At 64.1% G+C, this 25066-nt stretch carries 25 protein-coding genes; 16 read left to right on the top strand and 9 right to left on the bottom strand.

Annotated elements, in window-relative coordinates; translation table 11 throughout:
* Window positions 1-34: 34 nt before the first annotated feature.
* The 3 genes from KUF59_RS01180 to KUF59_RS01170 form a co-directional block, all read right to left on the bottom strand.
* Window positions 35-775, bottom strand: a complete 741-nt coding sequence (locus KUF59_RS01180; RefSeq protein WP_212456318.1) for an SDR family oxidoreductase — start codon at window positions 773-775, stop codon at window positions 35-37.
* Window positions 772-2109 (bottom strand): FAD-binding protein, encoded by a 1338-nt coding sequence (locus tag KUF59_RS01175; protein WP_212456319.1) that lies wholly within the window; start codon window positions 2107-2109, stop codon window positions 772-774. The genes KUF59_RS01180 and KUF59_RS01175 overlap by 4 nt, the downstream gene beginning before the upstream one ends.
* Before the next feature lie 101 nt (window positions 2110-2210).
* Window positions 2211-3017: an undecaprenyl-diphosphate phosphatase gene (locus KUF59_RS01170; RefSeq protein WP_212456320.1), complete on the bottom strand. Its 807-nt coding sequence runs from the start codon at window positions 3015-3017 to the stop codon at window positions 2211-2213.
* Window positions 3018-3186: 169 nt separating this feature from the next.
* Here KUF59_RS01170 and KUF59_RS01165 point away from each other — a divergent pair, with 169 nt between their 5' ends.
* The 3 genes from KUF59_RS01165 to KUF59_RS01155 are packed head-to-tail and all read left to right on the top strand — an operon-like array spanning window position 3187 to window position 5854.
* Window positions 3187-3879 (top strand): glutathione S-transferase family protein, encoded by a 693-nt coding sequence (locus KUF59_RS01165; protein WP_212456321.1) that lies wholly within the window; start codon window positions 3187-3189, stop codon window positions 3877-3879.
* Window positions 3828-5003, top strand: coding sequence for a tRNA epoxyqueuosine(34) reductase QueG (gene queG, locus KUF59_RS01160; RefSeq protein ID WP_212456322.1), 1176 nt, complete (start codon window positions 3828-3830; stop codon window positions 5001-5003). The genes KUF59_RS01165 and queG overlap by 52 nt, the downstream gene beginning before the upstream one ends.
* Before the next feature lie 53 nt (window positions 5004-5056).
* Complete coding sequence (locus tag KUF59_RS01155) at window positions 5057-5854, top strand: acyl-CoA thioesterase domain-containing protein (protein WP_212456323.1); 798 nt, start codon at window positions 5057-5059, stop codon at window positions 5852-5854.
* 114 nt (window positions 5855-5968) lie between these two features.
* Here the strand turns inward: KUF59_RS01155 and KUF59_RS01150 are convergent, their stop codons facing one another.
* Together KUF59_RS01150 and KUF59_RS01145 are read right to left on the bottom strand one after the other, a co-directional pair.
* Window positions 5969-6436 carry a nuclear transport factor 2 family protein gene (locus KUF59_RS01150; protein WP_212456324.1) on the bottom strand — a complete coding sequence of 156 codons (468 nt, stop codon included), beginning with the start codon at window positions 6434-6436 and terminating at the stop codon, window positions 5969-5971.
* A 164-nt stretch (window positions 6437-6600) separates the two neighbouring features.
* Window positions 6601-7398 carry an alpha/beta hydrolase gene (locus tag KUF59_RS01145; RefSeq protein WP_212456325.1) on the bottom strand — a complete coding sequence of 266 codons (798 nt, stop codon included), beginning with the start codon at window positions 7396-7398 and terminating at the stop codon, window positions 6601-6603.
* Window positions 7399-7639: 241 nt separating this feature from the next.
* Between KUF59_RS01145 and infC the strand changes: the two genes are divergently transcribed.
* Entirely contained in the window at window positions 7640-8179 is a 540-nt protein-coding gene (infC, locus tag KUF59_RS01140) for a translation initiation factor IF-3 (RefSeq protein WP_212456547.1), read from the top strand.
* A 62-nt stretch (window positions 8180-8241) separates the two neighbouring features.
* Here infC and KUF59_RS01135 read toward each other — a convergent pair whose 3' ends face one another.
* Window positions 8242-8637, bottom strand: a complete 396-nt coding sequence (locus KUF59_RS01135) for a hypothetical protein (RefSeq protein ID WP_212456326.1) — start codon at window positions 8635-8637, stop codon at window positions 8242-8244.
* Window positions 8638-8896: 259 nt separating this feature from the next.
* Here KUF59_RS01135 and rpmI point away from each other — a divergent pair, with 259 nt between their 5' ends.
* The 5 genes from rpmI (at window position 8897) to KUF59_RS01110 (ending at window position 14050) form a co-directional block, all read left to right on the top strand.
* Window positions 8897-9097 carry a 50S ribosomal protein L35 gene (gene rpmI / locus KUF59_RS01130; protein ID WP_008539890.1) on the top strand — a complete coding sequence of 67 codons (201 nt, stop codon included), beginning with the start codon at window positions 8897-8899 and terminating at the stop codon, window positions 9095-9097.
* A gap of 79 nt (window positions 9098-9176) precedes the next feature.
* Window positions 9177-9539 (top strand): 50S ribosomal protein L20, encoded by a 363-nt coding sequence (gene rplT, locus KUF59_RS01125; protein WP_212405662.1) that lies wholly within the window; start codon window positions 9177-9179, stop codon window positions 9537-9539.
* Window positions 9540-9736: 197 nt separating this feature from the next.
* Window positions 9737-10819, top strand: a complete 1083-nt coding sequence (pheS, locus tag KUF59_RS01120; RefSeq protein ID WP_212456327.1) for a phenylalanine--tRNA ligase subunit alpha — start codon at window positions 9737-9739, stop codon at window positions 10817-10819.
* Entirely contained in the window at window positions 10816-13224 is a 2409-nt protein-coding gene (gene pheT / locus KUF59_RS01115) for a phenylalanine--tRNA ligase subunit beta (RefSeq protein ID WP_212456328.1), read from the top strand. Before pheS ends, pheT begins: the two co-directional genes overlap by 4 nt.
* A gap of 55 nt (window positions 13225-13279) precedes the next feature.
* The gene (locus tag KUF59_RS01110) at window positions 13280-14050 is read left to right on the top strand and encodes a sulfite exporter TauE/SafE family protein (RefSeq protein WP_212456329.1); all 771 of its coding nucleotides are present in this window, start codon (window positions 13280-13282) and stop codon (window positions 14048-14050) included.
* Between the two features lie 150 nt (window positions 14051-14200).
* On the opposite strand, the gene KUF59_RS01105 is transcribed toward KUF59_RS01110, so the two are convergent.
* Window positions 14201-15619: a flavin monoamine oxidase family protein gene (locus KUF59_RS01105; RefSeq protein WP_212456330.1), complete on the bottom strand. Its 1419-nt coding sequence runs from the start codon at window positions 15617-15619 to the stop codon at window positions 14201-14203.
* A 196-nt stretch (window positions 15620-15815) separates the two neighbouring features.
* Between KUF59_RS01105 and KUF59_RS01100 the strand changes: the two genes are divergently transcribed.
* Entirely contained in the window at window positions 15816-16799 is a 984-nt protein-coding gene (locus tag KUF59_RS01100) for a YiiX/YebB-like N1pC/P60 family cysteine hydrolase (RefSeq protein WP_212456331.1), read from the top strand.
* Window positions 16800-16986: 187 nt separating this feature from the next.
* Here the strand turns inward: KUF59_RS01100 and KUF59_RS01095 are convergent, their stop codons facing one another.
* Complete coding sequence (locus KUF59_RS01095) at window positions 16987-17262, bottom strand: metal-sensitive transcriptional regulator (protein WP_212456332.1); 276 nt, start codon at window positions 17260-17262, stop codon at window positions 16987-16989.
* 65 nt (window positions 17263-17327) lie between these two features.
* Here KUF59_RS01095 and KUF59_RS01090 point away from each other — a divergent pair, with 65 nt between their 5' ends.
* From KUF59_RS01090 to KUF59_RS01075, 4 genes are all read left to right on the top strand, one after another.
* Window positions 17328-19802, top strand: a complete 2475-nt coding sequence (locus KUF59_RS01090; protein WP_212456333.1) for a heavy metal translocating P-type ATPase — start codon at window positions 17328-17330, stop codon at window positions 19800-19802.
* Window positions 19803-19857: 55 nt separating this feature from the next.
* The gene (gene nikR / locus KUF59_RS01085; protein ID WP_212456334.1) at window positions 19858-20304 is read left to right on the top strand and encodes a nickel-responsive transcriptional regulator NikR; all 447 of its coding nucleotides are present in this window, start codon (window positions 19858-19860) and stop codon (window positions 20302-20304) included.
* Between the two features lie 289 nt (window positions 20305-20593).
* Window positions 20594-21766 (top strand): phosphorylase family protein, encoded by a 1173-nt coding sequence (locus tag KUF59_RS01080; RefSeq protein ID WP_212456335.1) that lies wholly within the window; start codon window positions 20594-20596, stop codon window positions 21764-21766.
* Between the two features lie 103 nt (window positions 21767-21869).
* A complete protein-coding gene (locus KUF59_RS01075) occupies window positions 21870-22622 on the top strand; it encodes a sulfate transporter family protein (RefSeq protein ID WP_212456336.1) in 753 nt (250 codons plus the stop codon).
* 97 nt (window positions 22623-22719) lie between these two features.
* Here the strand turns inward: KUF59_RS01075 and nth are convergent, their stop codons facing one another.
* The gene (gene nth, locus KUF59_RS01070; protein ID WP_212456337.1) at window positions 22720-23508 is read right to left on the bottom strand and encodes an endonuclease III; all 789 of its coding nucleotides are present in this window, start codon (window positions 23506-23508) and stop codon (window positions 22720-22722) included.
* Window positions 23509-23530: 22 nt separating this feature from the next.
* Here nth and KUF59_RS01065 point away from each other — a divergent pair, with 22 nt between their 5' ends.
* Together KUF59_RS01065 and KUF59_RS01060 are read left to right on the top strand one after the other, a co-directional pair.
* Complete coding sequence (locus KUF59_RS01065) at window positions 23531-24064, top strand: DUF2244 domain-containing protein (protein ID WP_212456338.1); 534 nt, start codon at window positions 23531-23533, stop codon at window positions 24062-24064.
* A gap of 56 nt (window positions 24065-24120) precedes the next feature.
* The gene (locus KUF59_RS01060; RefSeq protein WP_258768089.1) at window positions 24121-25017 is read left to right on the top strand and encodes a bifunctional helix-turn-helix domain-containing protein/methylated-DNA--[protein]-cysteine S-methyltransferase; all 897 of its coding nucleotides are present in this window, start codon (window positions 24121-24123) and stop codon (window positions 25015-25017) included.
* The last annotated feature ends 49 nt before the right edge of the window (window positions 25018-25066 follow it).

The following is a 25066-nucleotide window of genomic DNA, read 5'->3' as shown; positions in this document are numbered from 1 at the left end:
GCATTGTCATGGCCGGGCATAGCCGCCCGAAGCGTCAGAACTTCAGCCTCTTGAAAACCGCCTCCGGCAGCGTCTTGATGATGAGCATCACGAGGCGCCACTTGTTGCTGACGTAGATGACGTCCCTCTTGCGCTCGACGGCATCCAAGATGGCATCACCTACGACCGGCGCCTCGACGGTCAGCGGGCCGATCAGCTTCATGCCCTCAGTCATTTTCGTCCGCACGAAGCCGGGCTTCACGGTGATAACCTGCACGCCGCCGCGGCTGGCACGTGCGCGCAGGCCTGACAGGAATGCCGAGAAGCCTGCCTTCGCCGAGCCGTAGACATAGTTCGAGGCGCGGCCGCGATCGCCCGCGACCGAGGACACGCCGACAATGATACCGGAGCCGCGCGCCAAGAACTTTTCCCCGAGCAGGCCGAGGATCAGCGCGGGACCCTCGTAGTTGGAGCGCATGATGGTGGTGGCGTGGTCGAGATCGCGCTGTGCGTTCTCCTGCACACCCAGCAGACCGACGATCGAGACCACGGCATCGGGCAGCGCCGGCAGGCCGGCCACAAAGGCATCGAACGATGCGGTGTCGAGCACGTCGAAATGATGCACGCTTGCATCAACGGTATTGCGCGCTCGCAGATCGGCCGCGTCAGGCTCCAGCGCGGCAGCGTCGCGACCGCCGAGCTGAACGTCCCACCCTGCCTTCGCGAAGGCCCGCGCCGTGGCGCGTCCGATGTCGGAGCTGCCACCGAGAACCAGGACGATCTTGCGTGCCGTCACGAATGCACCTCATCGAGTAGACGCTGCGAAAGTTTTGATCGGATCTTTCCGGACGGATCGAGCGAGGCCCGGATCTCCTTGAAGCGTTGCAGGGCCGGATAACCGGCCTCGAACGTCGCGCGCGACTGACGCGCATCCTTTGCCAGATAGAGACGCCCGCCGGCGGCCACGACCAGCCGATCGAGCTCGTCGAGAAAGCCCAAAATGCTGCCGGTCATCGGGAAATCCAGCGCCAGCGTGTAGCCCGGCAGCGGAAACGACATGATGCCGTCGCTTGGTCCGAGCTTCTTGAGCACGGCGAGGAACGACGCATCGCCGCGCTTGGAAACGCGCGCGAGGATCTCCCCGAGCACATCGCGCGCGCCGTCCTGCGGGATCACGCATTGATGCTGGAGGAAGCCGCGCCGCCCGTAGATGCGATTCCAGGCGCCGACACCGTCGAGCGGAAAGAAATAGGGGAAGATCGACACCAGATTGGGCCCGCCGGCGCGGCGCGCGCCCATCCGGAAATAGAGCTCGTTGAAGGCGCGGACGCTGTAGCGGTTCAGCGTCATCGACGGCAGGTCGACGGGCACGTTGAGCCGCGGATCGGCGCCGCGCGGAAACTTGTCTGCATCGGGCGAGATCTCGGAGGCACGCGCGTGCTCGCCGAGATAGATCAGCGAACGGCCGAGATTGCTGCCATCAGCCACGCAATCGATCCACGCCACCGAATAGGTCGCGGAATCGCCGGAATCGAGCGCCTTCATCGCATCGCCGAGATTCTCGGCCGGAATGACCTGCTCGCGGATCCAGCCGGTCTCGACCGGCCGCAGCCGCAGCGTCGCTTCGAGGATTACACCGGTGAGCCCCATGCCTCCGATGGTCGCGACAAACGCGTCCGGATTCTGCTCGCGCGATATCTCGATCGCCTCGCCCTCGCCGGGCCAGAGCAAGATGCTGTCGACATAGCGGCCGAACCCGCCCTCGCAATGATGGTTCTTGCCGTGGACGTCGGCCGCGATGGCACCGCCGATCGAGATGAAGCGCGTGCCCGGCACGACATAGGGCAGGAAGCCGCGCGGGCCAAAGGTGTCGATGAGATCTGACAGCAGCACGCCCGCCTCGAGCCGGATGCGGCCGGTCTCGGGATCGAAGGACCTGACGCGGTCGAAGGCCGTCATGTCGATGGTCTGGTTTTGGCCGATGCCGGCGTCGCCATAGGCGCGGCCGTTGCCGCGCGCGATGCCACCGGAGGTGCGCGCAATGACCGCGCCGACCGCTCCGAACGAGCGCGGCCTCAGGACATCGGTATCGACGACCGGGAAACGCCCCCAGCCGCTGACCAGCGCCATGTTCAGCTCCCTCGCAAGGCGCACCCCGCCTTGCTCGAAACTGCCTACCGATCAAAAGCTTATATAACGTTGAGAACCGACCGCGATTTGGTCGGAAGTAATTACCGTCCGAGCGCCAGCGCGATCAGTCCGAGCGAGCCGACGATGACGCGCCACCAGGCGAACAGCGCAAAGCCGTGGCGCGTGACATATCCCAAAAAGGTCTTCACCACGATGATCGCGGTGATGAACGACACCACGAAGCCGATCGCGATGATGCCCATGTGATCGGTCGTCATCTCCGCCCGGTTCTTGTAAAAATCGTAGGCGAAGGCGCCGATCATGGTGGGGATCGCGAGGAAGAAGGAAAATTCTGCCGCGGCGCGCTTGTCCGCACCGAGCAGCATGGCGGCCACGATGCTCGCTCCCGAACGCGATACGCCGGGGATCATCGCCACGCACTGCGCAATGCCGATCAACAAATAGGTCAGCAGCGGAAAGCGCGTCGCGTCATGCTCGCGCGGCTTGAGCTCGAGCTGATCGACCCAGAGCAGAATGGCGCCGCCGACGATCAGCGTGAAGCACACGACCCATGGGTTGAACAACATGCTCTTGATGTATTTGCCGGCGACCAGGCCGACGATGACCGCAGGCAGGAACGCGACCAGGACGCCGATCACGAAACGGCGCGCATAGGCATCGCCCGAGAACATGCCGATCGCGACGTCCCACAATTTCTTGAAGTAGAGGCCGACGATCGCAAGGATGGCACCGAGCTGAATCAGGACCGTGAAGGAATCCCAGAAGGCGCCCTCGCCGAGATGGAAAAAGCGCTCCGCGAGCAGGAGATGCCCGGTCGAGGACACCGGAAGGAACTCCGTCACGCCCTCGATGATGCCGAGGATCACTGCCCGTATCGTGTCTGACATATTTACGGTCCATTTCGGCTGGAAAAGCGGGGCTCTTCTCGCCTATTCGTCCCTGGGCCGCAATCGCGAAAATGCGAAAACACGCCTTGCCTCGCGGTTTTGGAGGACTAGTGTGGCGCCGAACAACCATTGATGGATTCTTAAGCATCCTCGCCATAGCAAAGACTGCATGTTCACGCTGTTTCATCATCCGTTCTGCCCACATTCGCGCTTCATCCGCCTGATCATCGGCGAGTACGGGCTCGACCTGAAGCTGGTGGAAGAGCGGCCCTGGGAACGCCGCGAGGCATTTCTCGCGCTCAATCCGGCCGCCACCACGCCGGTCCTGGTGGTCGAGGGACAGCCACCCATTCCCGGCGCCGGCGTGATCGCCGAATACATCGATGAGGTCCATGGCGCCGAGATGGGCGCCAAGCGACTGATGCCGACAACGACGGCTGAGCGCATCGAAGTGCGCCGGCTGATGGCCTGGTTCAACGAAAAATTCTTCGAGGAAGCGTCCCATCCCCTGGTCACGGAGCGCATCTACAAGCGCTTCATGAGCGAGGAGAACGGCGGCGGGCCGCCCTCGCCCGACGTGATGCGCGCGGCCAAGTCCAATGTGCGCTATCATCTGGCCTATATCGGCTGGCTGGAGCAGACGCGAAACTTCCTCACCGGCGACCGGTTGACCTACGCGGATCTCGCCGCCGCGGCGCATCTTTCGGCGATCGACTATCTGGGCGACGTGCCATGGAGCGAGGACGCAGCAGCAAAGGCTTGGTACGCGCGGGTGAAATCCCGGCCGTCGTTCCGTCCGCTGCTGAGCGAATGGCTGGCCGGCGTGCCGGCGTCGCGGACCTATGTGGACCTGGATTTCTGAGCCGCGATCTTTCTGAACTCAAGAAAGCGCTGACGCGCGAGGCGCAGGCGCTGGGTTTTGACGCGATCGGAATCACCGAGCCGGGCGCGATCGAAAGCGCCGCCAAGTATTTTCGCGACTTCATCGCCTCAGGCGGGCACGGCGACATGGACTGGCTCGCCGCGCAACCCGAACGGCGCGTCGATCCGCGCGGGCTGTGGCGCGACGTGCGCTCGGTGATCATGCTGGGCGTCAATTACGGTCCCGATCACGATCCGCTCGAAATCCTGCAACAGCGCAATCACGCGGCGATCTCGGTCTACGCGCAAGGCGACGATTATCACGATCTCATCAAGAAGCGCCTGAAGACGCTGGCGCGCTGGCTGGTGGCGACCGCGCCGTGCGAGGTCAAGGTGTTCGTCGACACCGCGGCGGTGATGGAAAAGCCCTTGGCGCACGCGGCGCATCTGGGTTGGCAAGGCAAGCACACCAACCTCGTCTCGCGTGAATTCGGCTCGTGGCTGTTTCTCGGCGCGATCTATACGACGCTCGAGCTGCCGCCCGACGATGCCGAGATCGATCACTGCGGCTCCTGCCGCGCCTGTCTCGACATCTGCCCGACTGCGGCCTTTCCCGCGCCCTACAAGCTCGATGCGCGACGCTGCATCTCGTATCTGACCATCGAGAACAAGGGACCAATCCCGCACGAATTTCGAAAAGCCATCGGCAACCGCATCTATGGCTGCGACGACTGCCTTGCCGCATGCCCCTGGAACAAGTTTGCGAAAGAGGGCCGCGAGGCAAAGCTCGCCGCGCGTGACGAACTGCGCGCGCCGACGCTCGTTGAGCTTGCGCAGCTCGATGATGCGGCGTTTCGCGCGCTATTCACGAAGTCGCCGGTCAAGCGCATCGGGCGCGACCGCTTTTTGCGCAATGTGCTGATTGCGATTGGCAACTCGGGGGACGTAGCGTTGGCGGAGGAGGCGCGACGATTGCTGAGCGATGCGAGTCCCCTGGTTCGCGGCGCGGCGGTCTGGGCGCTCGCACAGTTGTCGTCGCGAGAGGAATTTGCAGCGATGAGGGCCGCTGCGATTGCCGGTGAGCACGACGAGAGCGTGCGTGAGGAGTGGCAGATCGCCTCCTGACTAGGAAGCGTCAGCCCTTGATTTCCCCGCGCGTTGCTTCAAGGTCGCGCGTCATGAAAAACATGCCTTTCTTCACCCGCGACGGCGATACATTCCGTCCGACGGAAGTCGCCAACGGTCCGTGGGACCCGAAATCGCTGCACGGTCGCGTCATCATCGGCCTGCTCGGTTTTGCCATCGAGGAGCGCCATTCGGGCCCCGAATTCGTGCCGGCGCGACTGACCGTCGACATGTTTCGCCTGCCGACCATCGACAAGCCGATCGAAGTGACGACGCGGCTCGTGCGCGACGGCCTGCGCATCCGCGTGGTGGAAGCCGAGTTTCTCTCCGGCGGCGTCAGCATGGCGCGCGCCTCCTGCCAGCTTTTGCGCCGGACACAGAATCCGGACGGCAATGTCTGGTCGCCGCCGAACTGGGACGTGCCGAAGCCGGCGGACATTCCGCCGCCGACCGATCCGCGGCTCGGCATGAACGGCAAGTGGACGACGCGGCCGATCGTCGGTCACATGGGCTCGCTCGGTCCGCGCCGTCTCTGGATGAGCGAGGTGCGCGAGCTGGTCTCGGGCGTGCCGATGACGCCGTTCGTCCATGTCGCCGCCGGCGCGGACTTCGCGAGCCCGTTTGCCAATGCCGGCGACAAGGGCCTCGGCTACATCAACAGCGACGTGACTATCTATCTGCATCGCCTGCCGGTGACGAACTGGATCGGTTTCGATGTCGTGAATCATCAGGCGACGGAAGGCGTCGCGATCGGCGAGTGCTGGCTCTATGATGAGCAGGGCCCGATCGGCACCGCGACGGTCGCAGCACTGGCGCAGCGCAAGCCGATGGCGGCTCCGGCGAAGAAGTAGTTCTCGCTGTCATTCCGGGGCGCGCCACTTGGCGCGAGCCCGGAATCCATTCAACCGCAGACTCTGAGACCCGATGGATTCCGGGTTCGCGCTGCGCGCGCCCCGGAATAACGGCTACCCCAGATGCTGCTGCATCTCCGGCCGCGCCTTCAGCGCGGCGCCCTGCTTGGCAACGATTTTTGCGATGCGCTCGGGCGCGAAGTTGAGATCGACGAAGGCCGGCGCGGTGTTGGCGACCTCGTGATATCTGGCGATCTTGCCGTCACTCAGCGTCATGATGGCGACGCCCTCGAACATCGCCCGCACGCCCTTGGCTTCCGGCAGCGTCGAGCGATAGCTGAAGGTGTAGCGCGCATAAAGCATGGTGCCGTCTGACACGGGATCATGCATGACCCAGCGAAAATCGGTCGCCGTGCGATAGAACCAGTCGTCGATCATCGCGGCGATCTTGGCGCGGCCCGCAAAAGCACCATAGAACACGTCGTGATAGACGCCGTCCTCGGTAAACAATTTTGCAAAAGCCTCGCCGTTGCGGCTCTCGACCGCTTCGCAAAAGGCGCGCAGCAGGGTGGCGACGTTCATTAGCGTTTCTCCCACTCTCGGCTGTCATGCCCCGCTAAGGCGGGGCATCCAGTACGCCGCGGCTTCTCCGTATTCGTCACTGTCTCTGGAATACTGGATCGCCCGCCCCAGTGCGCAATTGCGCACAAGGCGGGCGACGACACGGTCAACCTTGGAGACAGAGTTCACCCGATCTCGGCGACCGCGGCAAGGATGCGCGCGATATCCTGCGGGCGCGACAGGCGGTGGTCGCCGTCTTGGATCATGGTCAGCACGACGTCGTCGGCCGGCAGGCGATGCGTCAGCGCAAAGGCGTGTCGCCAGGGCACGTCGGGATCCTGCGCGCCCTGGAGAATGCGCACGGGGCAGCCGACATCGATGGCGCTGCCGAGCAGGAGATGGTTGCGTCCCTCCTCGATCAGGTTCCTGGTGATCGGATACGGTGAGCCATCGCCATACTCGGACGGCCGCAGCCACATTCCCTTGGTTTCGATCTCAGCCTTCACATCAGCAGGAAAATTCTTCCACATCAGCTCTTCGGTGAAGTCAGGCGCCGGCGCGATCAGCACGAGGCCCGCGAGCGATGCCCCGCCTTGCTGTTTCTGTTGTCGCTTCCTGATCTCGCGCGCGAGCAGCAGCGCCATCCAGCCGCCCATGGAGGAACCGATCAGGATTTGCGGTCCCTCGCAGAATTGCTCGAACACGGCGACGCTTTCCTCCAGCCAGCGTCCGATCGTCCCATCGGCAAAATCGCCGCTGGATTCGCCGTGACCGGAATAGTCGAACCGGACACAGGTGCGGCCATGGTCCCGCGCCCATGCATCCAGGGCCAGCGCCTTGGTTCCCTGCATGTCCGACTTGAAACCACCCAGCCAGACCAACCCGGGACCTTTTCCTGCGCGGCGGCGCACCGCAATCCTGCGGGCGGATGGGCCTGCGCCCATTTCAATGAAGTCCGGGGCGTCGTCGGGCGAACTGGTCATGGAACGTTTACTCTGGCTGTGCGGTTGGAGCCGTCCGGCAATGGCGGCCGATCCGGCCATTGTCCCTCAGGGACGCTTGCAGAACAGGAGCAAGGTGTCTATGTCGAGCGGCGTGTCGATGGGCGTGACCAAAATGCCTCGCATTTGAGGGTTTTTCACGTACCGCAGGCGCGACTTGCTTGCCCGCAAACGCATCTTCCTTCAGACTACCCGCTTCGTTCACAACTTTGGAGAACCAACCATTCGCCGTCCTAATAAAGCTCCGCCCGCTGCCAGCAAAGACGGGCCGCGCATCAATGATGATATTCGCAATGCGCAGATCCAGCTGATCGATCAGACCGGTGAAAACAAGGGTACGGTCGAAACCATGGTCGCCATCAGGATGGCCCAGGAAGCCGGCATGGATCTGGTCGAGATTTCGCCGAATACCAGCCCTCCCGTCTGCAAGATTATGGACTACGGGAAGTACAAATATTCCGCCCAGAAGAAGGCCGCTGAAGCGCGCAAGCGGCAGAAGATCGTCGAGATCAAGGAGATCAAGCTCCGCCCGATGATCGACGACCACGACTACGACGTGAAGATGCGCGCGATGCAGCGGTTCTTCGAAGAGGGCGACAAGGTCAAGATCACGCTGCGCTATCGCGGCCGTGAGATGGCGCACCAGGAGATCGGCACAAAACTCCTCGACAAGATCAAGAGCGACGTCGCCGAGCTCGCCAAGGTCGAGCAGGACGCCCGGTTCGAGGGCCGCCAGGTCGTCATGGTGCTGGCGCCGCGCTAGGCCGGCACAAGGCTCAAGTTTTGACGGCCCGTCAGGCGATCTGGCGGGCCGTTTCGTTTAGGTCAACTTCTGGTCGCCTGCCAGGTTCCGCTGCAGCGGTCGCCGGAGATGATCCCGTTCCAGGACCCCGCGCCCGCCGCACCGCCCAGCCGGCCGCCGCCGTCGGCATGGGACGCGCCGACCGAAACATGCACGGCGACGGCACCGCGCCGGTTGACCCTGCCCGACACCCGTCCGCCGCCGGCGGACGAAACCCGACCGCCCGTGACGGTAAAAGGCACGCGGTAGCCCGAGCTGCAATTACCGCGGGTGGTGGCGAAGGTGACGTTCCAGACCCCGTCATAGCCGCCAATTCTGGCATCGGCGGTCGATGGCAGGGCGGCAGCGGCAAGCACCGCGAGCAGCGCAAGACGGGGGAAGCCACGGCGGGGGATAGGTGATGGCTGGCAATCGGGCATCGGATCGCTCCGGGCGAAAATGTGGCAATGCTGGATAGTCGGCGATCCCATTTCCGCGGTTCATCGTTGCCATTTCGCTTTGGCTCTGCCATAAGCCCAGCCTTCATCGCCCGGCTGATTTAAGGGCTGCCGTGGCGGTGCCCGTGCGGGTTTCGCGCTCGTTCGCTAAAACCTGAGCACAATCAACGCTCTAACGAGCATTTTTGACGGCCAGCCGCCTTCGCGGGCGGTATCCTGTTGTGGCCATTAGGAGAGCCAAATGCCCAAGCTGAAGACCAAATCGGGCGCTAAAAAGCGCTTCAAGGTGACTGCCACCGGCAAAGTGATGCACGCCCAGCGCGGCAAGCGTCACGGCATGATCAAGCGGACCAAGAAGCAGATCCGCCAGCTCCGCGGCACCCGCGTGCTGTTCAAGACCGACGGCGACAACGTCAAGAAGTACTTCTTGCCGAACGCCTGATCGCGTCGACGATCACTGCCAACCGTGCCGCGTTCGCGCGGCGATCCAAAACCGAAGTCATCTCTGAAGGATTTTTGTCATGTCTCGCGTCAAACGCGGTGTGACCGCCCACGCCAAGCACAAGAAAGTCTACAAGGCCGCCAAGGGTTTCTACGGCCGCCGCAAGAACACCATTCGCGCCGCCAAGCCGGCCGTCGAGAAGGCCCAGCAGTACGCCTTCCGTGACCGCAAGCGCAAGAAGCGCACCTTCCGCGCGCTCTGGATCCAGCGCCTCAACGCTGCCGTCCGTCCGTTCGGCCTGACCTACAGCCGATTTATCGACGGCCTTGCCAAGTCGGGCATCACCGTGGACCGCAAGGTGCTCTCGGATCTCGCGATCAACGAGCCCGCGTCGTTCCAGGCGATCGCCGAGAAGGCCAAGGCCGCTCTCGCGGCAGCGTGAGCTGTCCGGCGCAGTTTCAAGTCGTAAGGACCTGAAGAAGCGCGAAGCATGTCTTCGCGCCAAATCTCCTTAGGTCATTCGCGTCTTCTCTCGCGCAAAACTCTAAGTCGTGGGTGCCCGGCAAAGCTTCGCGCTTTTGTGCCGGGCATGAACGAGCTAGGAGCAGCGGCTTAGCATCCTAGCCAAAAGGGATTGCTATGACCGATCTTGCCAACCTCGAAACTCAGATCCTTACCGACATCGCCGCGGCCTCCGACGAAGCCGCGCTCGAAGCCGTGCGCGTCGCAGCGCTCGGCAAGAAGGGTTCGATCTCCGCGCTGCTTGCAACGCTCGGCAAGATGTCGCCGGACGAACGCAAGACGCAAGGCGCTGTCATCAACCAGGCCAAGGACAAGGTCGGCCAGGCGCTCGCCGCGCGGCGCGACATTCTCAAGTCCGCAGCGCTCGATGCGCGGCTCGCGTCCGAAACCATCGATGTCACCTTGCCGGTGCGCGATCCGCTAGGTGAGGCCGGCCGCATCCATCCGCTGAGCCAGGTCTGGGACGAGCTCACCACCATCTTCGCCGACATGGGATTCTCGGTCGCCGAAGGTCCTGATGTCGAGACCGACGACTACAACTTCACAAAGCTGAATTTCCCGATCGGCCATCCCGCGCGCGAGATGCATGACACCTTCTTCTTCCATCCGAAGGAGGATGGCTCGCGCATGCTGTTGCGCACGCACACCTCGCCGGTGCAGGTGCGCACGATGCTGAGCCAGAAGCCGCCGATCCGCGTGATCTGCCCCGGCCGTACCTACCGCATTGATTCGGACGCGACCCACACGCCGCAGTTCCACCAGGTCGAAGGCCTCGTCATCGACAAGAGCTCGCATCTCGGCCACCTCAAATGGATCCTGCACGAGTTCTGCAAGGCGTTCTTCGAGGTCGACCACATCAATATGCGCTTCCGCCCGTCGTTCTTCCCGTTCACCGAGCCGTCGCTGGAAGTCGACATCCAGTGCCGCCGCGACAAGGGCGAGATCCGCTTCGGCGAAGGCGAGGATTGGCTCGAGATTCTCGGCTGCGGCATGGTGCATCCGAACGTGCTGCGCGCCTGCGGCATCGATCCCGACGAGTACCAGGGCTTTGCCTGGGGCATGGGCATCGACCGCATCGCCATGCTCAAATACGGCATGAGCGATTTGCGCCAGCTTTTCGACAGCGACGTCCGCTGGCTGTCCCATTACGGCTTCAAGCCGCTCGAAGTGCCGACGCTTGCAGGAGGGCTGAGCTCGTGAAATTCACCCTCTCCTGGCTGAAGGACCATCTCGACACCGACGAGTCCGTTGAAAAGCTCGCCGACAAGCTCACCATGATCGGGCTCGAGGTCGAGAACATCGAGGACAAGGCGAAGGCGCTGAAGCCGTTCACCATTGCGCGCGTCATCTCGGCCGAGCAGCATCCGAATGCGGATCGGCTGCGCGTCTGCATGGTCGATACCGGTGACGGTGGCGCGCCGGTGCAGGTCGTGTGCGGCGCGCCGAATGCGCGCACCGGTCTCGTCAGCGTGTTCTCGGCCCCCGGCACCTACATTCCCGGCAAGGACATCACGCTCGGCGTCGGTACGATCCGCGGCGTCGAAAGCCGTGGCATGCTGTGCTCGGCGGCGGAGCTGCAGATCTCCAACGATCATGACGGCATCATGGAGTTGCCGGCGGACGCGCCGATCGGCGCTGCTTACGCCGAATGGGCCGGTCTCGGCGATCCCATGTTCGAGATCAATCTGACGCCGAACCGGCAGGACTGCACCGGCGTGCACGGCATCGCGCGCGACCTTGCAGCCGCCGACATGGGCAAGTTCAGGGATCCGGCCATCAAGGCCGTGAAGGGCGAATTCCCCTGCCCGGTGAAGGTGACGGTCGAGGACTCAACACTGTGTCCGGGCTTTGCGCTGCGCCTCGTGCGCGGCGTGAAGAACGGCCCGTCGCCGGAATGGCTGCAGAAGCGGCTGACCGCGATCGGGCTGCGCCCGATCAATGCGCTGGTCGATATCACCAACTTCATGACCTACGACCGCGCGCGCCCGCTGCACGTGTTCGACGCCAGGAAGGTCCGGGGCAATCTCACCGTCCGCCGTGCGCGCGAGGGCGAGAGCCTGCTTGCGCTCGACGGCCGCACCTACAATCTCGACCCCAGCATCTGCGTGATCTCGGATGAGCACGGTGTCGAATCGCTCGCCGGCATCATGGGCGGCGAGACCTCTGGCTGCGACGAAAACACCACCGACGTGCTGATCGAATCGGCGCTGTGGAACGAGATCAACATCGCGCAGACCGGCCGCAAGCTCGGCATCAATTCGGACGCGCGCTACCGCTTCGAGCGCGGCGTCGATCCGGCGTTCATGGTGCCCGGCCTGGAGCTCGCGACCAAGCTCGTGATGGAGATGTGCGGCGGCGCTCCGTCCGAGACCTTCGTCGTCGGAAAAACTTTTGGCGACGATCGCATCATCGAATTCCCGATCACCGAGGTGAAGCGGCTGTCCGGCATCGAGGTGCCGCTGCCGGAGATGAAGCGTATCCTCACCCATCTCGGCTTCATGATGGCGGGCAACGGCCCGGTGGTGAAGGTCGCCGTGCCCTCCTGGCGTTCGGATGCCCATGGCAAGGCCGATATCGTCGAGGAGATCGTCCGTATCTTTGGCGTCGACAAGGTGCCGGAGACGCCGTTCGAGCGCGGCGAGGACGCGCGCAAGCCCGTGCTGACGCCGCTGCAACTCCGCACCCGCCGCGCCCGGCGCGCGCTGGCGAGCCGCGGCATGGTCGAGGCCGTGACCTGGTCCTTCATCGCAAAGCCGGCGGCCGAATTGTTCGGCGGCGGGAAGCCGGAGCTCGAGGTGGCGAACCCGATCGCCTCCGACCTCTCCGACATGCGGCCGACCCTGCTGGCCGGCCTGATCGCGGCGGCGCAGGCCAATGCCGATCGCGGCTTTGGCGATGTCGCGCTGTTCGAAGTCGGCCAGGTCTTCAAGGGTGATCGCCCGCAAGACCAGTTCATGGCGGCATCAGGCGTTCGCCGCGGCTTCGCCTCGTCTGAGGGACTTGGGCGGCACTGGACCGGCTCTGCGGCTGCCAATGCGCTCGACGCCAAGGCCGATGCGCTTGCCGTGTTGGCCGCGGCCGGCGCGCCGATGCAGGCGCTGCAGATCGTGCCGGGCGGCGCAAAATGGATGCATCCCGGGCGCTCCGGCACCATCCAGATCGGCCCGCAAAACGTGCTCGGCTATTTTGGCGAGCTGCATCCGCGTGCGCTGGAAGCGCTCGGCGCCGACGGCCCCGTGATGGCGTTCGAGGTGATCCTCGACCGCATTCCCGAGGCGAAGAAGAAGGCGACCCGCGCCAAGCCTGTTATCGAGCTGTCGGCGTTCCAGCCGGTGTCGCGCGACTTCGCCTTCATCGTCGACCGCGGCGTCAAGTCCGGCGACATCGTGCGGACCGCGCAAGGTGTCGACAAGAAGCTGATCACTGATGTCAACGTGTTCGACGTCTATGAAGGCAAGGGCATCGAGGACGGCAAGAAGTCGATCGCGATCGCGGTCACGATCCAGCCGCGCGAGAAGACGCTGACCGATCAGGAGATCGAAGCTGTGGCCGCGAAGGTCGTGGCCGAGGTAACGAAGAAGACCGGCGGCACGCTGCGGGCATGATGCCGAAAAGTGTGAAGCGGTTTTCGGACAGCATCATGCTCCAAAGATATCACGCATGAGTCTGACGGATTTCCTTCCGAAGGAAGTCAGCCTCACCATTGCGATGGCGATCTGCGCCATCGCCTTCGTTGCCGGCACCGCGCGCGGCTTTTCCGGCTTCGGCGCGGCGCTGATCTTCATGCCGCTCGCAAGCAGCGTCGCGGCGCCGCGTCTCGTGGCCGCGCTGCTCCTCGTCATCGACTTCGTCGCCGCGGCACCGCTGCTTCCGGACGCATGGCGAAAGGCGGATCGCAAGGCCACCGCCGTGATCGTGCTCGGTGCGCTCATCGGCGTACCCATCGGCACCTATTTTCTCAGCGTGCTCGATCCCGTCACCACGCGCTGGATCATCTCCGGTTTCGTCGCAGCCCTCCTGGCGCTGCTGCTGTCGGGCTGGCGTTATCGCGGCAAGGACCATGCCTCGCTCTCGGTCGGCATCGGCGGCCTCTCGGGCTTTTGCAGCGGACTGGCACAGACCGGCGGCCCGCCCATCGTCGGCTACTGGCTCGGGCGCCCCATCGCCTCGACGGTCGCGCGCGCCAACATCGTGCTGTTCTTCGGCGCGTCGGATTTGTTCTCAATGATCAGCTATGCCAGCACCGGGCTGATCACGCGCGAGTCGCTGCTGCTGTCCTGCATCGTCGGGCCCGCCTACGCGATCGGCGTCGCCTTCGGCGCCTCGCTGTTCGGCCGCGCCAGCGAAACGGTGTTTCGCGGCATCTGCTATATGCTGATTGCGATGGCGGTGATCTTTGGGATGCCGGCGCTGGATGGCGTGTTTCGGTAACGCCTCTGGGCGTCGTCCTGGCGAAAGCCAGGACCCATTACCCCGGTCAGCTATTGTAGCGCGAGTTGGCAACTACGAGTCTTCGCCAAACGTGATTCTGTGATTATGGGTCCTGGCTTTCGCCAGGACGACAACTGAATGTGTCGTCGCTTAGTTCCGAGGCGGCGCCGCGCGGCGGCGCTTGGTCGATTGCGTCGGTACGTCGGCCGGCTCTTCCTTCAGCGCGCCGATGCGACGGAGCGCTGCTTCCGCGGCGCGCTCACCGCTCTCCCAGGCGCCGTCGACCGTGCCCCACAGCGTCTCATGGGTCGCTTCGCCGGCCAGATACATGCAGCCGATCGGCTCGGTCAGGATCTTTCGCGACAGTTGCCCGCCCGGTGCTGATGCCGACATCGCACCCATGACGAAGGGCGACGCATTCCAGCGCGTCGCGCTGGTCTTCTTGATGCCCGCGGTCGCCTCGCTGCCGAACAGTTTTGTCAGCCACTCCCGGGCAAAGGCCGCCATGGCCTGCTCGCCCTGCGCGGAAAGATCCCGGCCGAAGGAGCCGCCGACGTCGATCGAGCACAGCGAGGAGCCGCCGATATTGGCGTAGAGCAGCGCCGTGCGGGTCGAGCTGCTCTGCTCGATGAGGATATCGTCGCGCGCGAGCCCGAGCGGATTGCCGGGCAGTTGCAGCACGATGTGATCGTAGCTGCCGAGCCCCAGCTTGGCCGCCGCGTCCAGCGTGCGCTTGGGAATGTCGGGCGCGAATTTGATTGCGCCTGCCGTCAGCACAGAGGTCGAGACCGTGATGATTGCGGTGCGCGCCACGATCTTGCCGGCCGGCGTCTCGACGCTGACGTCGCGATTGCTCCAGCTGATGCGGCTTGCCGGCGTCGACAGTGCGACCGGCGTCTGCTCGCCGAGTTTTGTGATCAGCGTGCCCAGCCCCTGGCGGCAGGCGATCGCCGAATTGCGGTCCTGCGCGCGCGCTTTGTCGATGGCCGAAAATTCCTTCAAATCCTTGCCGGCGAAGCTTGCGCCGAGCACGAACTCGGCGGTACCGGCCCAGTCCCCGAGATCTTTTGGCAGCGCGGACGCGGCTGATACGTCGAGCTTGCCGCGCGCGGCTTCATCGATACCGCGATTGGCGCGCACCAGCGCGGCCAGAAATTCCTCGGTTTCGCTGGGACGTGCGTTGCGACGGCCGATGCGCATCTTCTGCCCGCTAGGGGCCGGCGACACGTCGAGCCCCACGCCGCGTGCCAGCTTGATCATCGGGTTGGTCTCTGGATTGTGCATCCAGCGTGCCCCGCGATCAAACGCCACATCGAAGGTGGTGGTATCAGTGATGCAGCGCCCGCCGATCTGCGCGGCGGCCTCGACCACCACGACCTTGCGGTTCGCCGCCATCACGCGCCGCGCTGCAGCGATACCGGCAGTTCCGGCCCCGATCACGACGACGTCGACCTCGCGCGGCAGGGGCGCGGCGGTCGCGCCAAGAATCGGCAGCGCTATCGGCATTGCTATCGGCGCTGCAGCAAATGCCGCTGACGCCGATAGGAAGCCGCGGCGCGTGATTGTCATGTCATGGTTTCCGGGGACTTGAAGCGAACGGGAACAGCTAGCGAACCTTGCCGCATCTGATGCAGCACGGCAACCATCATGGTGAATCAATCGTACTTGACCCGAACAAGCGATGAACCAAATTGCAACGCGTTTCGACCATGATAGAGAAGGGAAAAAAAGCAGCCGAAAAAGGTTGTGGGGGGAGTTCGGTGCTATGGGGACGGTCCTAGATTCAGTCGGCAAGCTGATTGCCCACTACCTCTCGAAGGAGGTGCCGGGCTATGAGCCGTTCACGCCCAGCGATCCGGAACATCTGCGCGGTGTGATCCAGCCGGGCGACGTGCTGCTGGTCGAAGGCAACAACCGCATCTCCGGCATCATCAAATACCTCACGCAGTCCACCTGGTCCCATGCCGCGCTCTATGTCGGGCCGGTCGAGGGCGCGGAAGAGGCCGACGGCGAGCCGCACGTCCTGATCGAGGCCAATATCGGCGAGGGCGTCACCTCCGCGCCCTTATCGAAATATTTCCCCTATCACACCCGCCTCTGCCGTCCGGTCGGTCTGTCCTATGAGGACCGTCACACCGTCTGCCGCTATGCCATCAACCGCATCGGCTTCGGCTACGACACCAAGAACATCCTGGACCTGATGCGCTTCCTGTTCCCGCTGCCGGTGCCGCAGCGCTGGCGGCGCCGCATGATCGCGCTCGGCTCGGGCGATCCCACCAAGATCATCTGCTCGGCGCTGATCGCGCAGGCCTTCGACGCGGTGCGCTACCCGATCCTGCCCAAGATCACCAAGGCAGGCTCGCGGCGCGCCCGCAAGGAGATCCTGCATATCCGCGATTCCTCGCTCTACATGCCTCGCGACTTCGACATCTCGCCCTATTTCGAGGTCGTCAAACCCACCATCGTGCACGGCTTCGACTACACGTCGCTGCACTGGGCCGACAAGCAAAAGCCGCTCGAGGAGGTAGCGGGCACTTTCAGTGTGTTTCCAGAAACGATCGGTTCGCCGCCGCTTGTTCCTGAAGCGACTGACGAAGAAGCGCAAGTTCCGGCTGCGGAAGTGAGCCCGGCCGACGATGCGTCTGCGCATGCGGCCATGGTCGGGCGCGTCACGGCGTCTGAGGGTTTTCCGCTCCTGAAGAAGATCGCCATGTACCGCCCCCGCCGCCGCCGGGCGCGCGCAGCATAAGGGGGCGCAGACTCTCCGATGTCGTCCTGGCGAAAGCCAGGACCCATACCGCGGAATCTATCCGTCGCGTATGGTGCCAGTACCGAACGCCCAGTCTTCGCCAAACTGCTTTTTGGGGTAATGGGTCCTGGCTTTCGCCAGGACGACGTGAAGGGATGCTTAGCTCGTCCCAATCACGAGAAATGAATTATCGTTCCGCGCGACTGATGACCGCCATCAACTCCGCGATCTTTTCGCGCTGATCGGTCTTGTTGCCGCTCGAAATCGCATGCTCGACGCAATGCGCGACATGATCCTTCAAGATCTCCTCCTCGACACGGCGGAGCGCCGCGCGCACGGCGGAGATCTGCGTCACGATGTCGATGCAGTAGCGGTCCTCGCCGACCATTTTGGAGAGGCCGCGGACCTGGCCCTCGATCCGGCTCAGGCGTTTTTCGACGGATGCCTTGATGTCCTTTCGCATGCCGTTTATATACCCCTACCGGGTATGGGTTGCAAGCCTGGTATCGAGATGGCCGGAGCGCTGGAATGAACGACGCCGAACACAAGCACGAGAACCACGGGCACGACCATTCCGGGTGCGGTTGCTCCTCCAAGGCTGCGTCCGCGCCGGTCGAAACGCCCAAGGATTCATCTACCAAGGCGCCGTCCGGCTGCTGCGGCGGACATGGCGATCACGGCGGCCATGCCCACCATCACCACGGAGCTTCAGCCACGAAGGTGCTCGACCCCGTCTGCGGCATGACGGTCGACCCGGCGACCTCAAAACATCGCTTCGACCATCAGGGCACGACCTATCATTTCTGCTCGGCCGGCTGCCGCACCAAGTTCGCGGCCGATCCGGCGAAATATCTCGACAAGGCCAAGGCACCCGAACCGGAGATGCCGGCCGGCACGATCTACACGTGTCCGATGCACCCGGAGATCCGCCAGATCGGGCCGGGAAGCTGCCCGATCTGCGGCATGGCGCTGGAGCCGGAAGTCGCAAGCCTCGACACCGGTCCCAATCCCGAGCTCGCTGACATGACGCGCCGCTTCTGGATCGGTGGCGCGCTGTCGCTGCCGCCCGTCGTGCTGGAGATGGGCGGCCATCTCGCCGGCCCGCACAACTGGATTGATCCCACGCTATCGAACTGGATCCAGCTCGTATCAGCCACGCCCGTCGTGCTGTGGGCGGGCTGGCCGTTCTTCGTGCGCGGCTGGCAGTCGCTGGTCACGCGCAACCTCAACATGTTCACGCTGATCGCGATGGGCACGGGCGTTGCCTATGTCTACAGCCTGATCGGCACGCTCGCGCCGCAGGTCTTCCCCGCGACCTTCCGCGGGCATGAGGGCGCGGTTGCGGTCTATTTCGAGGCGGCCGCCGTCATTACCGTTCTCGTCCTGCTCGGCCAGGTGCTGGAGCTGCGCGCCCGCGATGCGACCTCGGGTGCGATCAAGGCGCTGCTGCAGCTTGCGCCAAAGACCGCGCGCCGCCTCGGCGACGACGGCAACGAGCACGAGGTCGAGATCGACGCGCTCCATGTCGGCGACCGCCTGCGCGTCCGCCCGGGCGAAAAGGTGCCGGTCGACGGCGTGATCGCCGAGGGACGTTCCTCGCTCGATGAATCGCTCGTCACCGGCGAGTCCATGCCCGTCACCAAGGAAACCGGCGCAAAGGTGATCGCGGGCACGCTCAACCAATCCGGCAGCTTCATCATGCGCGCGGAGAAGGTCGGGCGCGAGACGCTGCTGTCGCAGATCGTGCAGATGGTCGCCGACGCGCAACGTTCGCGCGCGCCGATCCAGCGGCTGGCCGACCAGGTCGCGGGCTGGTTCGTGCCGACGGTGATTGCGGTGGCCGTCATCGCCTTCGCCGCATGGGCCTGGTTCGGACCCGAGCCGCGGCTCGCCTTCGGCCTGGTCGCCGCCGTCAGCGTGCTCATCATCGCCTGCCCCTGCGCGCTCGGACTCGCGACGCCGATGTCGATCATGGTGGGCGTCGGACGCGGTGCGCAGGCCGGCGTCCTGATCAAGAACGCCGAAGCGCTGGAGCGGATTGAGAAGATCGACACGCTGGTCGTCGACAAGACGGGCACGCTGACCGAGGGCAAGCCGAAGGTGGTCGCGATCGTCCCCGCTGACGGCTTTGCGGAAGACGACATTTTGCAGCTTGCGGCCAGCGTCGAGCGCGCCAGCGAACACCCGCTCGCGGACGCGATCGTGCGCGCTGCCAAGGACAAGCAGATCAGCCTCGGCCAGGTCGACGGTTTCGATTCGCCGACCGGCAAGGGCGCGACCGGCAAGGTCGATGGCAAAACCGTCGTGCTCGGCAACGCCCGCTACCTCGCCTCGATCGGCATCGACACCATCAGGCTCGATGCCGAGGCCGAACACCTGCGCCAGGACGGTGCCACCGTGATCAACATGGCGATCGACGGCAGATCGGCCGGCTTGTTCGCGATTGCCGATCCGGTCAAGGCTTCGACCCCGGAAGCGCTGAGGGATCTCGCCGCCGAGGGGATCAAGGTGATCATGCTGACCGGCGACAACCGCACGACTGCGACCGCGGTCGCGCGAAAACTCGGCATTGCCGATGTCGAGGCCGAGGTGCTGCCGGACCAGAAGAGCGCTGTGGTGTCCAAGCTGCAAAAGGCCGGCCGCAGCGTCGCGATGGCGGGTGACGGCGTCAACGACGCCCCTGCGCTCGCAGCCGCCGAAGTCGGCATCGCCATGGGGACGGGCACCGATGTCGCGATGGAGAGCGCGGGCGTCACGCTGCTCAAGGGCGATCTCACCGGCATCGTTCGGGCGCGTCGCCTGTCGCAGGCGACGATGCGCAACATCCGGCAAAACCTGTTCTTTGCCTTCATCTACAACGCGGCCGGCATCCCGATCGCCGCCGGCATTCTCTATCCCACGTTCGGTGTCCTGCTGTCGCCGATCATCGCGGCGGCGGCAATGGCGCTATCCTCGGTCAGCGTGGTCGGCAACGCCCTGCGGCTGCGCACGACGCGGCTGTGACGATCCGGGAATTCGTGTAGAACGGTGCTCGTTGGCAAGACGCCGGGAGCATCGCATGCAGCGGATTACGATCACGATCGAGGACGATTTGCTTAACGAGATCGACGCTGCGGCGGAAGCCCGCGGCTACCAGAACCGCTCCGAGATCATTCGCGACCTCGCCCGCGCGGGTTTGCAGCAGAGCAGCGAAGACACGGCGCAGACGGGCCCGTGCGTCGCCGGCCTCGTCTATGTCTACGACCACGCCGCGCGCGATCTCTCAAAGCGCCTGGTGCAGGAATTCCACGGTCACCACGACCTCGCGCTGGCCACGCTGCACGTCCATCTCGACGACAACAATTGCATGGAGATGACCGCGCTCAAGGGTTCCGCCGACGAGGTCAAGCATTTTGCCGACCACATCATCGCCGAGCGCGGCGTGCGCTATGGCCGCGTGGTGATGATCCCGACCGGCGAAGGTAAGCCGGCGAAGGCGCGGAAGCACGCGCATAAGCATGGATAGCTGAAATCCGCCGCCGCGACTTCCTCGCTTTGTGAACGGAATGCCGATTGCCGCTATTCAACTATAGGTGTAGCCTCCCCTGCGACATTTGATCTCGTCTTGTTCATCCATTTTCATCCAAGGCTTTGTTTTGCAGGGTTTGCCGTGATCACACCAGCATCATTGTCGCGCCGCTCGTAGGCCAGAGTGGTCCGGCGTTCTGGAATTCGATTTTAAATTGCAATCGTCGGCTGCGAGGCCGGCCGAGACATCCTGTTGAAATCCGAAATCCATTCCTGGAGACCTCGTCATGCGCGTCGACCGCAAATGGGTGCAGCGAAACATTGGCTTCGATCCGATCACAAATCCGCCGCCGAGCGAGACCTTTGCGGTCAAGAGCGTGGCGAAGGCTGCGGTGGAGCGAACCGCAAAAGTCGCGCCGGAGGATTTTCAACGCGAGATCATCGACTTCGATTCCGAATCGTCCGCCGGCCGCGAGTTCATGGCGTTCAGCACGGCGACGGGCTTGTCGCGCTTCGCCGACATCCCCTGGCCCAAGGGACTGGCGCCGCAGACCGGGGCGAAGCCGAAAGGCAAGAGCAATGGCCCGCTGCCGCGCGGCGACGTGCTGGTGGTGACGTGGACGGTCGATGAAGGCCATGCGCTGAGCCGCGTGCTGACGCCGGGCAAGGACTCGCGCAACGATTACGTGCCCTACACCCACAATTACGCGACCATTTCCCAGAAGATGCGCAATGGCTGTCCGGCCAAGGAGCTGAAGCGGCTCGGCACCTACTGGACCACCAAGATCGGCAAGAAGAAGGTCGTAATCTTCAAGTCCGATTCGCACATGTCGCAGGACGGACCGCAACTCCCGAATATCGACGTCTGGCGCCAGATCATCGAGGAGGTGCAGCCGACGCTGGTGATCACGACGGGCACCGCCGGCGGCATCGGCAAGCAGTTCGAGGTCGGCGACGTCATCGTCAGTCCCGTCGTGCGGTTCGACTGCACCGCGAAATTCAAGAAGCAGCCGTTCGCGCAGGATCACTATGCGAGCAAGTCGGCCAAGGCGACGCGCTTCGCGCAGGCCAAAACGCTGTTCAAGGCCAATTCCGGGCAGTTGCCCAAGGAGAACACGCGCGCGCCAAAGATCGTGGTGGTGAAGCCGAGCGGGCTGAGCTCGTCCGTCGTCACTACCGATTTCTTCGGCTTCGACACGTCGGACAATCACTTCAAGCTGCAGGGGCTCGGCGACGTCTCCGAGATGGGCGACGCGATCCTCGGCCTGGTGGCCAAGGACATGGGTGCCAAGGCCCCGCGCTTTCTCGCGATCCGCAACGTGTCCGATCCGCAGATCAAGGCCGAGGGGACGATCCGGCAGCAGGCCCAGATCGCCGCCCAAATCTACAAGGCGTTTGGACGCTGGAGCTCGGTCTGCAGCGCGATCACCTGCTGGGCCAGCATCGTGGCGGAAGGCTGAACCAAGGCAACCAACGCGTCGCAGGCAGCACTAGGCCAGCCTCCCTTGCCGAAACCCAATTGCATGTCTACCTCTCGCCTATGTTTTCGTGAGAGGTCCCGCCATGCTGGATGCCGCCGTCAAGGCGCTGTCGCAGATCCTGTCCCCGCCGATGCGCTCGATCCTGTGGCGCTCGATCGGCGTCGCGCTCGTGCTGATCACCGTGCTGGCGTTCGGGCTACAACGGCTGCTGTCCTGGTTTGCGACCTATGGCGAGGTCTGGCTCGAAGGCCTGCTCGGCCCGGGTTGGCATACGGCGTTGGAAACGCTGGCCTGGATCGTCTCGATCGCGGCCGGGCTCGGCGTCGTCTTCGGCGGCATCTTCCTGATGCCCGCGATCACCTCGCTGGTGGCGAGCCTGTTCGTCGACGACGTCGCCGACCATGTCGAACGCGAGCACTATCCGGCGGAACAGCCCGGCATCGCGTTGCCGTTCTCGATCGCGATCAAGGAGGGCATCAAGACGGCACTGCTCACGATCCTGGTGTATTTGATCGCGCTGCCTTTCGTGCTGTTCGCCGGCGCCGGCTTTCTGATCTTCTTCATCGCCACCGCCTGGCTGCTCGGGCGCGAATATTTCGAGCTCGCCGCCATGCGTTTCCGTTCGCCGGAAGAGGCCAAGGCGATGCGGCGCGACAATGCAGCGAGCGTCTTCACCGCGGGCCTGATCATCGCGGCCTTCGTGTCGATCCCGATCGTCAATCTGGCGACGCCGATTTTCGGCATGGCCTTCATGGTCCACATGCACAAGCGGCTATCGGGACCGCGGCCCGAGCTGATCGAGCCGAAGCGCAGGAGCAGCGTGCCGGTGGCGTAAGCTCGTCATTGCGAGGAGCTCTTGCGACGAAGCAATCCAGATCGTCTCCGCGGAGATAGTCTGGATTGCTTCGCTGCGCTCGCAATGACAGCTGTGGCTACACCGTCTTCTCCGGCCAGCGACAGAGATCGTTGATCAGGCAGACCTCGCAGCGCGGCTTGCGCGCAAGGCAAGTATAGCGGCCGTGCAGGATCAGCCAATGATGCGCGTGCAGCATGAACTCGGCCGGGATCACCTTTTCGAGACCAAGCTCGACCTCCAGCGGCGTCTTGCCAGGGGCGATCCCGGTGCGATTGCCGACGCGGAACACATGCGTATCGACAGCCATCGTGTGCTCGCCAAAGGCCATGTTGAGCACGACGTTGGCGGTCTTGCGGCCCGCGCCGGGCAGTGACTCGATCTCGGCGCGCGTGCGCGGCACCTCGCCGCCGAAATCGGTGAGCAGCTTTGCCGACAGCGCGATCACATTCTTCGCCTTGGTGCGATAGAGGCCGATGGTCTTGATGTAGTCGCGCAGGCGCTCCTCGCCGAGGTCGAGCATCTTTTGCGGCGTGTCGGCGATCCCAAACAATTCGCGCGTCGCCTTGTTGACCCCGGCGTCGGTCGCCTGCGCCGACAGCACCACAGCGACCAGCAGCGTGAAGGGATTGAGGTGTTCGAGCTCGCCCTTGGGCTCGGGATTGGCTTTGCGGAAGCGGCTGAAGACCTCGTGGATCTCCGCAGCCGTCCAAGATTTTACAGATTTGGGTTTTGTGGATTTGGGTTTTGCCGGTTTGGCCTTTGCGGCCTTCGGCGATTTGCCGGCGGACTTTGCGGGCGCCGTCTTTGCCGTTTTCTTCGGCACGGCCGTTTTCTTCGCGGCTGCCTTGCGAGTGATTTTTGCCATGATCGGGATATACTGACGGGATATGAGCACAGGCAACGAAATTGAGCGCGACGACGCTGCGGGCCTGGCCGAGCCGCAAATCTTCTCCGCGCTGCTCACGCCGCATCGCTCGCTGAACCGCACCGGCTTTCTCGCCGTGATGCTGTTCCTGAGCGTCGTCAGCTTCGTGACCGGCATCGTCTTCCTGCTGATGGGCGCCTGGCCGGTGTTCGGCTTTTTCGGCCTCGACGTGCTCGTGATCTGGTGGGCCTTCAAGGTCAATTTCCGCACCGCGAAGGCCTGGGAGGAGATCGTGGTCACCGCGACCGAGCTGCGCGTGCGCCGGACCAGCCATCGCGGCCATGTCGCCGAATGGGTGCTCAATCCGCTCTGGGTCCGGCTGGAACAGGAGGCGGACGAGGAGTTTGGTATCGAACGGCTTTATCTGGTGTCCCGCGGCCACCGCCTGTCCGTCGGCAGGTTCCTGGGGCCGGAGGAAAAGGCCAGCTTTGCCAAAGCCTTAATCGGGGCGCTGAACGCCGCCAAGCGTGGCCCGACCTACAATCCGATCGCCTGAGGGCCGAGTCAGAAATCGGGTGGTTTGGCGCGGCGCCCGCCCCTACATTTCCGGTCATGATGACACTCGCGATAAATGACCAGCGCCTGGCCAAGCCGGGCTCCCAGAACGCCGCGCTGCGCGACTACGATTCCGTGCGCCGGGCGATCGCCTTCATCTCGGAAAACTGGCGCGCGCAGCCGACCATCGAGGCAATGGCGGACGCGGCCGGCGTCACGCCGGATGAGCTGCACCATCTGTTCCGCCGCTGGGCCTCGCTGACGCCAAAAGCGTTCATGCAGGCGCTGACGCTCGATCACGCCAAGAGTCTGTTGCGGGATTCCGCGAGCGTGCTCGACGCAGCACTCGACTCAGGACTCTCGGGTCCCGGACGGCTGCACGATCTCTTCGTCACCCATGAAGCGATGTCGCCGGGCGAGTGGAAGAACGGCGGCGCGGGGCTGACACTCACTTACGGCTTCCACCCCTCGCCCTTCGGCACGGCGATCGTGATCGCCACCAATCGCGGCTTGTCGGGTCTTGCCTTTGCCGATCCCGGCGAGGAGCAGGCTGCGCTCGCCGACATGACGCGCCGCTGGCCGAATGCCACTTACGTCGAGGACCACGAGAGCACCGCGCCGATCGCCAGGCGCATCTTCGACACACGATTGTGGCGGCCCGACCAGCCGTTGCGCGTCGTCATGATCGGCACCGATTTCGAGGTCCGAGTGTGGGAGACGCTGCTGAAAATTCCGATGGGACGCGCGGTGTCCTATTCGGACATTGCCTGCAAGATCAACAGCCCAAAGGCCTCGCGCGCCGTCGGCGCTGCGGTCGGAAAGAACCCGGTCTCCTTCGTGGTGCCGTGTCACCGCGCGCTCGGCAAGAGCGGCACGCTGACCGGCTATCACTGGGGCATCACCCGCAAGCAGGCGATGCTCGGCTGGGAAGCGGGGCAGTTGGGGGTGCAGTAGATGCGCTGCCGTAGCGTGGGTTAGCTCCGCGGCTGCGCGAAGCGCAGTC

This window comes from Bradyrhizobium arachidis (genome assembly GCF_024758505.1).
GTDB lineage: Bacteria > Pseudomonadota > Alphaproteobacteria > Rhizobiales > Xanthobacteraceae > Bradyrhizobium > Bradyrhizobium manausense_C.
This window is presented reverse-complemented; position numbering and strand designations above follow the sequence as displayed.

Bases quoted from the DNA above. Each gene is read 5' to 3' on its own strand.
- nikR (WP_212456334.1), top strand. From the start codon at position 19,858: ATGCAGCGGATTACGATCACGATCGAGGACGATTTGCTTAACGAGATC.
- KUF59_RS01080 (WP_212456335.1), top strand. From the start codon at position 20,594: ATGCGCGTCGACCGCAAATGGGTGCAGCGAAACATTGGCTTCGATCCG.
- KUF59_RS01165 (WP_212456321.1), top strand. From the start codon at position 3,187: ATGTTCACGCTGTTTCATCATCCGTTCTGCCCACATTCGCGCTTCATC.
- KUF59_RS01060 (WP_258768089.1), top strand. From the start codon at position 24,121: ATGATGACACTCGCGATAAATGACCAGCGCCTGGCCAAGCCGGGCTCC.
- KUF59_RS01090 (WP_212456333.1), top strand. From the start codon at position 17,328: ATGAACGACGCCGAACACAAGCACGAGAACCACGGGCACGACCATTCC.
- KUF59_RS01110 (WP_212456329.1), top strand. From the start codon at position 13,280: ATGAGTCTGACGGATTTCCTTCCGAAGGAAGTCAGCCTCACCATTGCG.
- KUF59_RS01155 (WP_212456323.1), top strand. From the start codon at position 5,057: ATGAAAAACATGCCTTTCTTCACCCGCGACGGCGATACATTCCGTCCG.
- rpmI (WP_008539890.1), top strand. From the start codon at position 8,897: ATGCCCAAGCTGAAGACCAAATCGGGCGCTAAAAAGCGCTTCAAGGTG.
- rplT (WP_212405662.1), top strand. From the start codon at position 9,177: ATGTCTCGCGTCAAACGCGGTGTGACCGCCCACGCCAAGCACAAGAAA.
- KUF59_RS01145 (WP_212456325.1), bottom strand. From the start codon at position 7,398: ATGACCAGTTCGCCCGACGACGCCCCGGACTTCATTGAAATGGGCGCA.
- KUF59_RS01100 (WP_212456331.1), top strand. From the start codon at position 15,816: ATGGGGACGGTCCTAGATTCAGTCGGCAAGCTGATTGCCCACTACCTC.
- KUF59_RS01095 (WP_212456332.1), bottom strand. From the start codon at position 17,262: ATGCGAAAGGACATCAAGGCATCCGTCGAAAAACGCCTGAGCCGGATC.
- pheS (WP_212456327.1), top strand. From the start codon at position 9,737: ATGACCGATCTTGCCAACCTCGAAACTCAGATCCTTACCGACATCGCC.
- KUF59_RS01170 (WP_212456320.1), bottom strand. From the start codon at position 3,017: ATGTCAGACACGATACGGGCAGTGATCCTCGGCATCATCGAGGGCGTG.
- KUF59_RS01175 (WP_212456319.1), bottom strand. From the start codon at position 2,109: ATGGCGCTGGTCAGCGGCTGGGGGCGTTTCCCGGTCGTCGATACCGAT.
- KUF59_RS01075 (WP_212456336.1), top strand. From the start codon at position 21,870: ATGCTGGATGCCGCCGTCAAGGCGCTGTCGCAGATCCTGTCCCCGCCG.
- KUF59_RS01150 (WP_212456324.1), bottom strand. From the start codon at position 6,436: ATGAACGTCGCCACCCTGCTGCGCGCCTTTTGCGAAGCGGTCGAGAGC.
- queG (WP_212456322.1), top strand. From the start codon at position 3,828: ATGGCTGGCCGGCGTGCCGGCGTCGCGGACCTATGTGGACCTGGATTT.
- nth (WP_212456337.1), bottom strand. From the start codon at position 23,508: ATGGCAAAAATCACTCGCAAGGCAGCCGCGAAGAAAACGGCCGTGCCG.
- KUF59_RS01105 (WP_212456330.1), bottom strand. From the start codon at position 15,619: ATGACAATCACGCGCCGCGGCTTCCTATCGGCGTCAGCGGCATTTGCT.
- KUF59_RS01065 (WP_212456338.1), top strand. From the start codon at position 23,531: ATGAGCACAGGCAACGAAATTGAGCGCGACGACGCTGCGGGCCTGGCC.
- KUF59_RS01135 (WP_212456326.1), bottom strand. From the start codon at position 8,637: ATGCCCGATTGCCAGCCATCACCTATCCCCCGCCGTGGCTTCCCCCGT.